Origin of the sequence: Citrobacter sp. A316, assembly GCF_002042945.1 — a bacterium.
In the GTDB taxonomy this organism is placed as follows: domain Bacteria; phylum Pseudomonadota; class Gammaproteobacteria; order Enterobacterales; family Enterobacteriaceae; genus Citrobacter; species Citrobacter portucalensis.
The window spans coordinates 1-13104 of the sequence record NZ_MVFZ01000009.1 but is presented as its reverse complement, the minus strand read 5'-3'; the positions used below and the strand labels follow the sequence as shown (position 1 = coordinate 13104).

10 protein-coding genes and 1 tRNA gene are annotated in these 13104 nt (G+C 50.3%); 5 read left to right on the top strand and 6 right to left on the bottom strand.

All coding sequences use genetic code 11. From position 1 onward, the window contains the following. Positions 1–29: 29 nt before the first annotated feature. The 3 genes from fimZ to fimW all read right to left on the bottom strand — a co-directional run bounded on the left by fimZ (position 30) and on the right by fimW (position 2951). A complete protein-coding gene (gene fimZ, locus BZK41_RS12365) occupies positions 30–662 on the bottom strand; it encodes a fimbria biosynthesis transcriptional regulator FimZ (RefSeq protein WP_079938322.1) in 633 nt (210 codons plus the stop codon). Between the two features lie 586 nt (positions 663–1248). Next, complete coding sequence (locus tag BZK41_RS12360; RefSeq protein WP_079938321.1) at positions 1249–1971, bottom strand: fimbriae Y protein; 723 nt, start codon at positions 1969–1971, stop codon at positions 1249–1251. Positions 1972–2357: 386 nt separating this feature from the next. Further along, positions 2358–2951 (bottom strand): fimbria biosynthesis transcriptional regulator FimW, encoded by a 594-nt coding sequence (gene fimW / locus BZK41_RS12355; protein WP_079938320.1) that lies wholly within the window; start codon positions 2949–2951, stop codon positions 2358–2360. A 256-nt stretch (positions 2952–3207) separates the two neighbouring features. On the opposite strand from fimW, the gene BZK41_RS12345 reads away from it, so the two are divergent. Then, positions 3208–3284: transfer RNA gene (locus BZK41_RS12345), tRNA-Arg, on the top strand. Positions 3285–3321: 37 nt separating this feature from the next. Here the strand turns inward: BZK41_RS12345 and torS are convergent. Further along, positions 3322–6087, bottom strand: a complete 2766-nt coding sequence (torS, locus tag BZK41_RS12340) for a TMAO reductase system sensor histidine kinase/response regulator TorS (RefSeq protein ID WP_079938318.1) — start codon at positions 6085–6087, stop codon at positions 3322–3324. An 82-nt stretch (positions 6088–6169) separates the two neighbouring features. On the opposite strand from torS, the gene torT reads away from it, so the two are divergent. Next, positions 6170–7201, top strand: a complete 1032-nt coding sequence (gene torT / locus BZK41_RS12335) for a TMAO reductase system periplasmic protein TorT (RefSeq protein WP_079938317.1) — start codon at positions 6170–6172, stop codon at positions 7199–7201. Here torT and torR read toward each other — a convergent pair. Beyond that, positions 7174–7866 carry a two-component system response regulator TorR gene (gene torR, locus BZK41_RS12330; RefSeq protein ID WP_003021912.1) on the bottom strand — a complete coding sequence of 231 codons (693 nt, stop codon included), beginning with the start codon at positions 7864–7866 and terminating at the stop codon, positions 7174–7176. The two genes, torT and torR, sit on opposite strands and share 28 nt — an antisense overlap. A gap of 131 nt (positions 7867–7997) precedes the next feature. Here torR and torC point away from each other — a divergent pair, with 131 nt between their 5' ends. The 3 genes from torC to torD are packed head-to-tail and all read left to right on the top strand — an operon-like array spanning position 7998 to position 12329. Then, entirely contained in the window at positions 7998–9176 is a 1179-nt protein-coding gene (gene torC / locus BZK41_RS12325; RefSeq protein WP_003831126.1) for a pentaheme c-type cytochrome TorC, read from the top strand. After that, positions 9166–11706, top strand: coding sequence for a trimethylamine-N-oxide reductase TorA (gene torA, locus BZK41_RS12320; RefSeq protein ID WP_079938316.1), 2541 nt, complete (start codon positions 9166–9168; stop codon positions 11704–11706). Before torC ends, torA begins: the two co-directional genes overlap by 11 nt. Next, complete coding sequence (gene torD, locus BZK41_RS12315) at positions 11703–12329, top strand: molecular chaperone TorD (RefSeq protein WP_079938315.1); 627 nt, start codon at positions 11703–11705, stop codon at positions 12327–12329. The genes torA and torD overlap by 4 nt, the downstream gene beginning before the upstream one ends. A 43-nt stretch (positions 12330–12372) precedes the next feature. Here the strand turns inward: torD and uspF are convergent, their stop codons facing one another. Continuing rightward, a complete protein-coding gene (gene uspF / locus BZK41_RS12310; RefSeq protein WP_079938314.1) occupies positions 12373–12801 on the bottom strand; it encodes a universal stress protein UspF in 429 nt (142 codons plus the stop codon). Positions 12802–13104 lie beyond the last annotated feature (303 nt).

Here is a 13104-nt window from a genome sequence, read left to right as displayed (position 1 = left end):
TCCCGAACGATATCTCGCCGGGAGTGCTATTACATTAATTCATGCATTTTTGCGTAATCGATCAGCTCAACGATGGTGTGCAATCCTAGCTTTGAGTAGATATTCGCCTTGTGAGCGCTAATCGTTTTATTGCTGAGTAACAGCTGCTCAGCAATTTCCTTATTGGACAGCCCGTTTGCCAGATAACGCAAAACCGTAACTTCGCGATTAGAAAGCGGCATGTCATTCAATACACCTTTTTTCATATTTATATTGTTAATGAAGTTAAGGGTGTCTGAAGGGAAAAAAGAATATCCCGATAAAATCATTTTTACCGCATTGTAGATATCATTCAAATCCTTTCGTTTACTGACAAACCCATTTGCACCCGCCCGGATAGCACGCCCGGCATAAAAAGACTCCGATTTAGAGGACAGAAACAGTACCCGAGTTTTCTCCTGCAGAGACTTTATTCTCTTGAGTAATGTAAATCCATCTGAACCAGGTAGTTCAATATCCAGAATGACAAGATCGACGGGGTACGTGCGCAGGTGCTCTATTGCCATACGGCTGTCATCGGTTTTCAACACAACCTGGATATTACTGTTTTTTTCGAGTAGTACTTCTATCGACATTCTGACAATAGGGTGTTCGTCCATAATGATAACGGATGCTGGTTTCATTGTTGTATGCCTCAAACTGTTTGCGTATCTTGCGAATTTGATAAAACATCAGGCGTTATAATATTGTCAAATAGCCAAGGGTTGTTCTGAGGGAGAGTCGAATAAATATTATGTCATCCTTGTTTATTCGGTTGTTCTTCTGCAGAACAATGAATTTGCGGAAAATCCATTTCACACCGGGAAAGCTAACAATTAATCAGGAAACTATGGGGATTATACCTGCTCTGTTCTTTCGGAAAAGACTTACGACATCCAGGTTGTTAATGTCAGTTAGGATGTTCTAAAAGATCCAGATGTGTTAATGACTATTGGCATTATTTTACTGCCGTTTGAATTATGGCAGACTGAAAAAAATTTTTAAATGGTAAAAACAATACAATAAACTAATTGTTTAGGATTTGTTAAGGTGAGAATGAGGCTATTTGTGGTGATATGCGCAGAATCAGTATGGTTTACTGGGATGGTGGAAGTTGACATAATACCAGGAATAGTTGTAAATATTAAATAGTTGTGAAATTTGGATCTTTTGTCTCATATTAAAATAAGTAATTTCCTAAAAAATCTTATGGCACATAGGGTTAGGGTGTTAAATTAAATGAGCGGTAGTAACACTGAGGCGACGTATCAGGTGCAAAAAACGCTGCCGATTTGGTAATCCCAAGTGTGTGATCAACTGGTTCAGACGATAGATGATGCGGTGGTAGGGGCGAGTTTGTAACAAAGCAATCTCTTTTAAGGAGTTACCTTGTAAAAGTAATGCCACCATCTCCCAATCGAGCTGGTTTATGTGCCTGGTGTGAATATAGTTAAGGACTGGCGATAATAAAGCGCGGCGCATCTCCGGAAGGTGCAGGCTACGTGACAAGATATAAAATGGACCGGACAAAGAAATAAAAGGGATTAGGTCTTCATCATGTCGGGAAAGCAATATGAAGATTTGGATGTTATTCCGCGGTTTAATTAGTTGACGCAAATACTCCAGAACATCAAAATAAGAGATTGTTAAACCTTCCATATCAACCACTAACTGACTAATTACCGACTCTCGCAGGCTGACTTTGACCGATTCAATGGTCTGGAAGATCGCGGTATGTGCACCTGAAAATAAATGTCGACCCAGCGCATAGGCAAGATAGTAATCTGTCGTAATAATCGCCTGAGATATAGTGTCACTCGGTAATGTGTATTCGAGTTTTTGCGTCAGATACTCAAGTTGGTCAAATACCTGTGATGTATAGTGAGGATATTGCCAGGTACAGTTAGTGTTTCGTATACGGCGATGTCGGTCCCGGCGTTTTGCGCTGTGCATCCTTTTCCATTCCATTTCTGTTGCGGCAGGTCTGGATAAGTTGCTGGCTATAAACATCCCTGACCCAAATTTTCTCCAGCGTAAAGGCGAGTTTCCTTGTGCTGTTGGGTTTCAATGCTTCAGCAATCATCAGACTGGCAATTGCGTATCCCATCAGAATAATCTGCCGGAAGTTTTCTGATGTCTTACTCAATGCCAAAAAAGTCGTTTTATCCAGTTCAACCTCTCTATGGGATTAGATAAAATATTACCGGGTGTGTCTTTTTGTTACCCCGGAAATAGTAAGCCAAGATTATTCTGGCAGCATGGAGATAGGTACAGTAGGTGCCGATACTTAATTGGTGATGAGATTTTTCGCAATAAAAAATCAGGCAGAGAGATGCCACCTAATTTTGTAGAAAGTTCAGATGTGCCCGGATGTATCTTAAGAATTGCTGATCGTTTTTCACATGCAGCTTTTTCATAATGCTGCGGCGGGTGGCTTTGGCGTGAATTTCGCTTACCGAGAGCAAGTGAGCCGTTTCGGCTAAGGTATAGCCGCTGGCGAGAAACATTAAGAACTGGCGTTCTGCGATGGAAAAATTGCGGGTGGTACAGTAATGGCAGATAGTTGCGGGCACGTTGTTGCGCAGCGCACGTTTTTGCAGGATGAGGACTAATTTTTTAGTCATTTCCTCAACGTCATCTTCCCGATAGATCAGCGGTAACATGTACAGGCAGGGCCGGAACATCAGCTTATCTTTATCGTTTCTGTTGCAGATGACAACCCGGTGTTGGCGGCGGGTATGGACCGGAATCTGATAGCAATCGGCGCTGAGCCAATCTTCATCCAGGGAAATAAATGCGATGTCAGCGCGATCGATATCCTCGACTGGCAAAAAGCAAATCTCCTGATGCCACTGATTTGCCAGATGGGAGATGATGATTTTCAGCCCGTGTTCGAAGTGACTGTTTTCTTCCTTGATGGCGATACTTAACATTAAAGAGTTCCTGAACCGCTGGAGATGGGATAAAGGAATGTTAAGCAAAATCATAAATATTCTAAATACATGTATCCCTAAATCTGATGTTTTGCGGGCTGAGTTGTTACCAGGTGATTTCCTGGATACCCTTGAACGAGCAGAAAAAATCAACATTCGTACACTTCGCCAGCAACTGAAACAAAAGGCATTGACTCAGCAGACGCTGACCGTATAATTCACGCGTTTCATCTGCATGAAGTAATCACTTCGCAATGCGCCCTTAGCTCAGTTGGATAGAGCAACGGCCTTCTAAGCCGTAGGTCGTAGGTTCGAATCCTACAGGGCGTACCATTCAAAGTCAGTCCCTATGCTCAGCTTCAACGTACCGTTACGCGCGGGACGGTTTTTCTTTTTCCAGCCAACGTTCTACCTCATAAAGACTTTGTTGGATCTCCTCTCTGAGTGAAAAATCAGCCAACGGCTGCTGTTCAAGTGCTGTACACATCGTGCAGGCTGAGCGCATTCCCATGCTGGCGCAGCTGCTTTTGAGCTGATGTGCCAGACGTTTTATCTGCTCGTGCTCATTTAAATCGCGCGCCGCCTCAATTTCATCTAATAAAGGAAGGGCGTGTTGCTTAAAGAGCGCTAACCATTCGTACACCTTTTGCCATCCCATGGCCTGGATATCTCCAGTCAATTGCTGAAAATCTAACCGTTTGTTGTCATTTTCTGATGCAAGCGGGAGAGGCGCACTACCGTGTAGATAATGCGTAATAAGTCGACTGAGTTCGTCCTGAGGAACCGGTTTTTGAATAATGCCGAGGAACAGGGTGCTGGTTCTTTGGCTGAGCGTTTCATCGATGACGTGTGCGCTAAAGCCGATCAGGCTAAGTGCCGGATAGTCGTGGGCTAACTGCTGCGCCAGCGTGATCCCGTCGATATCAGGAAGATCGAAATCAACCAGAGCAGCATGAAAGCTGGCATTTTCCCGCAGCAGGCGTAACGCCTCCGCGGCACAGTCGGCAGCGGTGACCTGTGCGCCATTGAGGGTGAGCATTTCAGCACTGATACGTTGTGTAAGAGGATTATCCTCGATAAGCAATAAGCGTAAGCCCTGTAACGATATGGCCCGCAGAACGGATTTCTCTACCGGCATCGCGCCAGCCCGCAATGGCAGACGCAGCTGGAAACAACTCCCGACGCCAGGTGTGCTGGTGACGCTCAGCTCTCCCTGCATTGCCTGGGCGAGACTGGCACTGATGGTTAGTCCGAGTCCGGTTCCACCTCGTTTACCGCTTACCTGAACAAACGGCTGAAAAATATCGTGCTGGCGGGCAGGATCAATTCCACATCCCGTATCTTCAACTTCGATGTACCAGTTTTTGCCCTCACATCGGCTACGCAGGATGATGTGTCCCCGATCGGTAAAGCGCAGTGCGTTGTTTAATAAATTAGTAATGATTTGCCGGATGCGGCGCGGATCGCCACGTAGGGAAGCGGGAACGTCATCAGCAAAATCCGCAACCAGCACGACCGGGCGACCAGCAACGCGGCTGTTCATGAGTTGAAGCGTACTTTCCAGCAAGGGTTTGGGTTCAAAAGGCTCATCGCCTATCGCCACATTTTTTCCACCGGCTTCGATGGCGGAATAGTCGAGGATATCGTTGAGGATGGTCAGCAAAGACTCACCCGAGTCGGTGATGGCGCGTAGATTTTCCCGATGCTGTGCCAGGGCGGGATTGTCTGAGAGCAACTGCGCAGTGCCGAGGATACCATACAGCGGGGTGCGTATTTCATGGCTCATGGCGGCAAGAAAAGCCGATTTTGCCCGGTTAGCTTTTTCGGCTTCTGCACGGGCCTGTCGGTGTTCAGATACCATAGAGCGCAGCTCGGCGGTGCGAGCTTTAACCTGGGCGGCCAGATGTTCGCGATGGCTATTGAGGGCGTGAACGCTGCCGCGAAAGGCATCCATCAACCGCCCGATGGTATCCAGTTCACGAACGCCTGCGGTTTCCGGGAATGGGGAGTCAATATCCCCCTCAAGCAGACGCTGTAACGCCTGGGTTTGCTGAGCCAGTGGGCGTGTGACTGAGCGATAAACCACACGCCAAAGTATAAGAATCAGCAAACATAAGGACACGCCACCTAACAGCAGGAGCAAGTGTTGCCCACGCTGGCTGGCCTGTTTGAGATGCGCCAGTCCGCTTTGATTGCGTTGGCCGATGATTTCTACCAACTGGCTGACTTCGCTACTGAAACGGGTAAATTGCTCGATATTATTCTGCGATAAGATCTGCAATTGGGTGGTGATGTCATTATCCTGGCGATACAGGGCCAGCAGTTCGTCATAACGGCTAATCGTACTCACGGCGTCGGCAACCTGAGTGCACACCACCGGATCTTCGATACGGATTTGTCGGCGGTGAAGTACTCTGACGGCGGCATTTAGCTGGCTTTCCAGCGCCGCGAGGTTATTCTGCGCCTGGTTATTCCCCAGGTTCATGACCATTTGCTGCACGCGTAGCGCACTCAGACGCAGTTCATTCATCTGGTTATAATATTCCAGATCGATATCGATGAGCCTGTCCAGCGCGTGTTCAGCGGCCTGCCCCTGATGGCTCTCAATCAAATCGTAAATGCTGGCCTGTGTCGCACCCGCCGACGTGGCGGCATTACTGGCCTGACCGCGTGCCATTTCGGCAACGTCAGCGGTGGCCTCAATAATTTGCTGGCTGAGTTGTTGCTGTTGAATGCGTAATTTCAGGCGTTCGCCAACCATCTCCCCTTGATGGCTTAACGACCGGGCGATTTCTTTCTCCTGCTGTTCAATGGCAGAAGTATCAAAGTCCTGTTCACGAAGGGTTTTGAGTAATGTGGTAATTTTCAGACTCTGGGCGGTTAGCATTCTCCCCTGAGCCAGCCACATGTTTTCATTGTCTGCGGTGGTCAGATTTTGTGCGGAAAACAGTTCCCAGGCACTGGCCTCGCTGAGCTGGCGCGCCATATCCATAGTTGGAATTAGCGCCTGGGTATTGGCCTGCTCAACCTGGCTGACAAAACGCAGGTTATACCAGCCTGTCAGCGTACTGATAAGAGTCAGTGCCGCCATCAGGGCAAAGCCTATCCACAGTCGTTTGGTCAGAGATAAATTCACTGTCTGGTCGCCACAGATTAAAAAGGTTGAGTCCAAAAGAGGAAAGCAACTAGGATAAAGCCTTATCAATGTTGAGGCTATCATGCGCGTATTGCTTTTCCTGCTTATAACGCTTATTCCCGGCCTGGGTCACGCGACCGGGTCCGCATTGCTGCGCTGGCAGGATACGCAGCAGGCAGTCCCGGAACGGCAAACGGACGTTACTGCAAACAAAGTCTGGAAACTGTGCGCGCTGTATCCCAGCCTGAAAGATTCCTATTGGCTTTCCGTGAATTACGGCATGCTTGAGGCGGCGAGAAAATATGGAGTAAGCCTGAAGGTGTTAGAGGCGGGAGGGTATCGTCAGTTCTCCACGCAAAAAACACAAATCGCCCAGTGTCAGCAATGGGGAGCGGATGCCATATTGCTGGGAAGCAGCACGACGACCTTCCCGGATCTTTCCGTGCAGGTGGGCGCGTTGCCGGTCATTGAGGTAGTGAATGCGATACACGATCCGACGGTGAAAGCACGGGTCGGCGTCCCGTGGTTCCAGATGGGGTATCAGCCGGGCCGCTATCTGGTCAAGTGGAGTGGCGGCAAACCGTTAAAGGTTCTGCTATTGCCAGGACCTGATGACGCCGGAGGCAGCCGTGAAATGGTGGCAGGATTCCGTCAGGCGATTGCCGGTAGCCAGGTGCACATCGTGGATGTGGCGTTGGGGGATAATGATATTGAAGTTCAGCGCAACCTGTTGCAGGAGATGCTTGAGCGTCACCCGGATGTCGATGTGGTTGCCGGTACGGCAATTGCTGCGGAAGCGGCGATGGGAGAGAAGCGGAACCAGGGGACGCCGCTCACCGTGGTCTCATTTTACCTGTCGCATCAGGTATATCGTGGACTTAAACGCGAAAGAATCATTATGGCTGCCAGCGATCAGATGGTCTGGCAAGGTGAACTGGCGATTCAACAGGCGATCAGGGTGTTACAAGGGCAACCGGTACCGGAAAATATCAGTCCGCCGATTCTGGTGCTCACCCCGAAAAATGCCGACAGCCAGCATGTTCAGTGCTCGCTGTCTCCTGGTGGGTTCCGTCCGGTTTATTTGTATCAGTACACGTCGGCCGCTAAGAAATAACCTTCGCCGTGCTGTGTAACCAGCAAATCAGCCCGCAGCTTGTGGCGCAAACGGCGGATCAATACATCCACGGTACGTAAGTCTGGATTGTCTACCCGTCGTGCCGAAAGCATACGCAGTAAACGTTCGCGGCTGAGAATTTCCCCCGGATTGGTGACAAAGGCGACCAGCATTTCATACTCGGCGCGGGTGAGTTTGATCGTCTCATCGCCCAGCTCCAGGGTATGCCGGGAGACATTCAGACAGTACCCGGCAAACTGATAGCAGTTATCTTTGGTCTCCGGCTGTGCCTGGCGGGCAAGATCGATACGCCAGAGCAAGTTTTTAACCCGGACCACCAGTTCACGTAGCTCCAGTGGCTTGGTGACATAATCATCAGCGCCCATTTCCAGGCCAACGATCCGGTCAATTTGATCGCTACGGCCTGTCACCAGAATGATCCCCACCGTTGAGCGTTCGCGCAGGGCGCGGGTCAGCATTAAGCCATTTTCGTCCGGGAGGTTGATATCCAACAGAATAAGATCGACAGGATGTTGTGACATGATCTCACGTAGGCCTGTAGCGCTGGCGGTGACCGAGACGTGGTAACCCTCCTGTTCAAAGTATGCCTGCAACCTCGCCTGGGTGACGGGTTCATCTTCAACAATGACAATGTGATGCGACATCCTGATGGCGTTCTCTTTCTGTTCATATCTGTTCACATTGTGCAGTAAGCCATTCATCCTGACCAGTGTTGCTGTTCACATTTGCGAAATAAGATCCTCTGTAACTAAACCATAAGAATACAGGGGCTATTATGCGGAAACTATGGAGGGCGCTGCTCAGACCGAGCGCACGTTGGTCAGTGTTGGCGCTGGTCGTTATCGGGATTGTGGTCGGTATTGCGCTGATCGTCTTGCCGCACGTTGGTATTAAATTAACCAGCTCAACCGAGTTTTGCGTGAGCTGCCACAGTATGCAGCCAGTTTACGAAGAATATAAACAGTCTGCGCATTTTCAGAATGCCTCCGGGGTGCGCGCAGAATGTCATGACTGCCACATTCCATCTGATATTCCAGGCATGGTGAAACGTAAGCTGGAGGCCAGCAACGATATTTACCAAACCTTTGTTGCCCACTCTATTGATACTCCAGAGAAATTCGAAGCCAAACGCGCTGAGCTGGCGGAACGAGAATGGGCGCGAATGAAGGAGAACAACTCCGCGACCTGTCGTTCTTGTCATGACTATGATGCGATGGATCACGCTAAACAACATCCTGAAGCTGCGCGCCAGATGAAGATTGCAGCCAAGGACAACCAATCCTGTATCGACTGCCATAAAGGTATTGCGCACCAGCTTCCCGATATGAGCAGCGGTTTCCGCAAGCAGTTTGATGAGCTACGCGCCAGGGCGAATGACGATGGTGAGACGCTCTACTCTCTGGATATCAAACCTATTTATGCCGCCAAAGGTGATAAAGAACCTGCAGGCTCACTGCTGCCCGCCTCTGAAGTGAAAGTGTTAAAGCGTGACGGTGACTGGCTGCAAATTGAAATTGTGGGTTGGACTGAGAGCAATGGGCGTCAGCGCGTGTTGGCGCAACTGCCGGGCAAGCGCATTTTTGTGGCCTCCATTCGTGGCGACATCCAGCAGCACGTGAAGACGCTGGAGCAAACCACCGTTGCGGAAACGAATACGCCATGGAGTAAATTGCAGGCCACTGCCTGGATGCAGAAGGGCGATATGGTCAACGACATCAAACCTATCTGGGCCTATGCCGACTCGCTCTATAACGGAACCTGTAACCAATGCCACGGCGCGCCAGAGAAAGAACACTTTGATGCTAACGGTTGGATTGGCACGTTGAACGGCATGATTGGATTTACCAGTCTGGATAAGCGTGAAGAACGTACCTTGCTGAAATATTTGCAGATGAATGCCTCTGACACTACGGATAAGCCGCATGGCGATAAGGGAGAAAGCAATGAAAAATAACGATCTCTTTCAGGCATCTCGCCGACGTTTTCTACTGCAGTTGGGCGGCTTGACCGTAGCCGGTATGTTGGGACCTTCTTTGCTCACGCCCCGTAGCGCCAACGCCGCAGAAGTCCAGGGCACTGGCGTCAAAGAGGGAATTCTGACCGGATCTCACTGGGGGGCAATTCGTGCCACCGTGGTTGACGGTCGTTTCATTGAGGCCAAGCCGTTCGAGCGCGATAAATACCCGTCAAAAATGATCGCCGGACTGCCGGATCACGTACACGGTGGAGCGCGAATTCGCTACCCGATGGTCCGCGTGGACTGGTTGCGTAAGCGCCATCAGAGCGATACCTCGCAACGTGGAGATAACCGCTTTGTGCGCGTTTCGTGGGATGAAGCGCTGGATTTCTTCTATCAGGAGCTGGAGCGCATTCAGAAGACCTATGGTCCGAGCGCGCTGCTGACGGCCAGCGGCTGGCAATCGACCGGCATGTTCCACAATGCTTCCGGGATGCTGGCACGCGCCATTGCGCTGCATGGTAACAGCGTGAGCACGGGGGGCGACTATTCCACCGGTGCCGCTCAGGTCATTTTGCCGCGCGTGGTAGGGTCAATGGAGGTATATGAACAGCAGACCTCCTGGCCACTGGTACTCGAAAACAGCAAAACCATTGTGTTGTGGGGTTCTGACCTCATCAAAAACCAGCAGGCGAACTGGTGGTGTCCGGATCATGATGTCTACGAATACTACGAGCAACTGAAAGATAAAGTGGCGCGGGGCGAGATTTCGGTCATCAGCGTTGACCCGGTCATCACCTCGACTCACGACTACCTGGGCCGCGACAAGGTTAAGCACATCGCCGTGAACCCGCAGGCTGATGTGCCGCTACAGCTGGCGCTGGCACACACGCTGTATACCGAGAAGCTTTACGATAAGCATTTCCTCGATAACTACTGCGTTGGGTTTGAGCAATTTCTGCCTTATCTGCTGGGAGAAAGTGACGGACAGCCTAAAGATGCCCAGTGGGCGGAAAAAATCTGCGGAATTGATGCGGATACGATTCGTGAACTGGCGCGGCAGATGGCGGGTGGCAGAACGCAAATTATTGCCGGCTGGTGCGTGCAGCGTATGCAGCATGGGGAACAGTGGGCGTGGATGATTGTAGTGCTGGCCTCAATGCTCGGGCAAATTGGCTTACCCGGCGGGGGATTTGGCTTTGGCTGGCACTACAACGGCGCGGGCACCCCGGGGCGTAAAGGCGTTATCCTGAGCGGATTTTCTGGTTCCACCACCGTTCCACCGGTACATGACAGCTCCGATTATAAGGGCTATAGCAGTACCATCCCGATCGCGCGTTTTATCGATGCGATTCTGGAGCCGGGCAAGAGCATTAACTGGAACGGTAAAACCGTCAAGCTGCCGCCGTTGAAGATGTGCGTTTTTGCCGGGACCAACCCTTTCCATCGTCACCAGCAGATCAACCGTATTATTGAGGGCTGGCGTAAGCTGGAAACCGTTGTCGCCATCGACAATCAGTGGACCTCGACCTGTCGGTTCGCTGATATCGTATTGCCGGCGACGACCCAGTTTGAACGTAACGATCTCGACCAATATGGCAACCACTCCAACCGCGGAATTATCGCCATGAAGCAGTTGGTGCAGCCGCAGTTTGAAGCGCGTAATGATTTCGATATTTTCCGCGATCTTTGCCGCCGCTTTAACCGTGAAGAAGCGTTCACTGAAGGGCTGGATGAGATGGGCTGGTTGAAGCGCATCTGGCAGGAAGGAAGTCAGCAAGGGAAGGGACGCGGTGTTCATCTTCCGGCCTTCGACGTTTTCTGGGATCAGCAAGAGTACGTTGAATTTGATCATCCGCAGATGTTTGTACGCCATCAGGCCTTCCGCGAAGATCCCGACCTTGAACCGCTGGGGACGCCGAGCGGTTTGATCGAGATATATTCGAAAACTATTGCCGATATGCAATATGACGATTGCCAGGGACATCCGATGTGGTTTGAGAAAATCGAACGTTCACACGGTGGGCCTGGGTCGCAACGTTGGCCGCTGCATCTGCAATCCGTCCACCCGGATTTCCGTCTGCATTCACAGCTCTGCGAGTCCGAAGCGCTGCGTAAGCATTACGCGGTAGGTGGCAAAGAGCCGGTGTTTATTAACCCGCAGGATGCCAGCGCCAGGGGGATCCGCAACGGCGATATAGTTCGTGTATTTAACGCGCGTGGACAAGTGCTGGCCGGAGCGGTTGTTTCCGATCTCTACTCGCCGGGCGTGGCACGCATCCATGAAGGTGCCTGGTACGATCCTGATAACGGTGGAGAAATCGGAGCGCTGTGTAAATACGGCAATCCGAACGTGTTAACCATAGATATCGGCACGTCTCAGCTGGCGCAGGCGACCAGTGCGCATACTACGCTGGTGGAAATTGAGAAATATACCGGTAAGGTGGATATCGTGACGGCGTTCAGTGGCCCGATAAAAATGGTGGCGCAGTGTGAATATGTCCCGGCTGAGCAGGTGAAGTCATGATGAAACACATCTCCCTGACGACAGAACAGATGGCCTGTGTTTATGCATGGTTGGCGCAAATGTTTTCCCGGGAGCGTGACAGTGAGGGATTAGCGCAATTGCAGTCCAGCGAAATGGCTGAGTGGTTCACCGTACTCAAAGGCGAGCCGCTGCTTGAGGCGCAGGTCCTTCAGTTGGAAGCGAAAATTGCCGCGCTTAAGGTGCGTGAGGATGCCACCCTGGAACTGGCGGCTGATTTTTGCAGCCTGTTTCTGATGTCGGATAAACACGCGGCGTTACCCTATGCGTCGGCTCATCTTGAAGGAGGGCCAAACTACGGGGTCATTAAACAACTGTTATCTGATGCGGGCATGCAGGTAAGTGATACGTTTAGCGAATCAGCCGATCATCTGGCGATTTTTATCGAACTGCTGAGCCATCTGCATTTTTCTCTTGGAGAGCCAGAGGTTAGCCGTCAGCGTATTGATGCGTTGCGCAGAGAAACGCTGGCTGGGCTGTTACGCTGGTTACCGGAATTCACCACCCAATGCCACCGGTATGATGACTTTGGTTTTTACGGTGCATTGAGCCAGCTGTTGCTGGCGTTGGTAAGACTGGATACTCAGAACGAAGGGATGGCCTGAGCCACAAAAAAACGGGAGCACTTTCGCTCCCGTTTTAACCCTATCACCGCACAACCAGCACTGGGCATTTCGCGTGGCGGACTACGGCTGCCGCCGTAGAACCCAGCAGATAAGTGCTAAACCCCGGCTTATGTGAGGCAATGACAATAAGTTCGGCGTCAACCGCCTCCGCCACCTTGAGGATCTGATCTTTTGGTGGGCCGTAAACGACGTGGGTCTGACTCCTGCCGGCAGGAATATTGAACTGCTTAATAATCTCTTCGAGTTTTTCGCTGGCCTTGGCCTGCAGACCACTTCTGTCCGGGAATTCGGTAGAGTAGGCCAGCCCCAGCGAGGCATAGAACGGAACGGTAGGAATAACGGCTAAAAAGTGAACCTTCGCGGTTTTAGCATGCGCCTGGACCTGCGGAACAACATGACGAGTTAAATCGGTTTCAGAGATATCAATGGGCACCAGAATTGAGCGATACATATTCACTACCTCCTGTTTGTTTACCTCTACCCTGAGTGTAGCGAAAGTCGTCTCTGTATAATAAGTGACCAGATCAAGGTTACGTGCATAAATGCGCGTCAATGAAATGTGTGTGTCGCATGTCTGGCCGTATATGTATATGTGAGGAAAACTGTAAGACAGGTATCTTCATTAATACGTGTAATCACAAAATAGAAAAAGGTTTTTTTTCATATGTTTTCATTGTATATTTTATTATATAACGAGTACTGCCACGGGATTAATTTCAGCGACTTTTAGTGTTTATTAAATTTTTATTCTTAA

Bases quoted from the DNA above. Each gene is read 5' to 3' on its own strand.
- fimZ (WP_079938322.1), bottom strand. From the start codon at position 662: ATGAAACCAGCATCCGTTATCATTATGGACGAACACCCTATTGTCAGA.
- BZK41_RS12360 (WP_079938321.1), bottom strand. From the start codon at position 1,971: ATGCACAGCGCAAAACGCCGGGACCGACATCGCCGTATACGAAACACT.
- fimW (WP_079938320.1), bottom strand. From the start codon at position 2,951: ATGTTAAGTATCGCCATCAAGGAAGAAAACAGTCACTTCGAACACGGG.
- torT (WP_079938317.1), top strand. From the start codon at position 6,170: ATGCGCGTATTGCTTTTCCTGCTTATAACGCTTATTCCCGGCCTGGGT.
- torR (WP_003021912.1), bottom strand. From the start codon at position 7,866: ATGTCGCATCACATTGTCATTGTTGAAGATGAACCCGTCACCCAGGCG.
- torC (WP_003831126.1), top strand. From the start codon at position 7,998: ATGCGGAAACTATGGAGGGCGCTGCTCAGACCGAGCGCACGTTGGTCA.
- torA (WP_079938316.1), top strand. From the start codon at position 9,166: ATGAAAAATAACGATCTCTTTCAGGCATCTCGCCGACGTTTTCTACTG.
- torD (WP_079938315.1), top strand. From the start codon at position 11,703: ATGATGAAACACATCTCCCTGACGACAGAACAGATGGCCTGTGTTTAT.
- uspF (WP_079938314.1), bottom strand. From the start codon at position 12,801: ATGTATCGCTCAATTCTGGTGCCCATTGATATCTCTGAAACCGATTTA.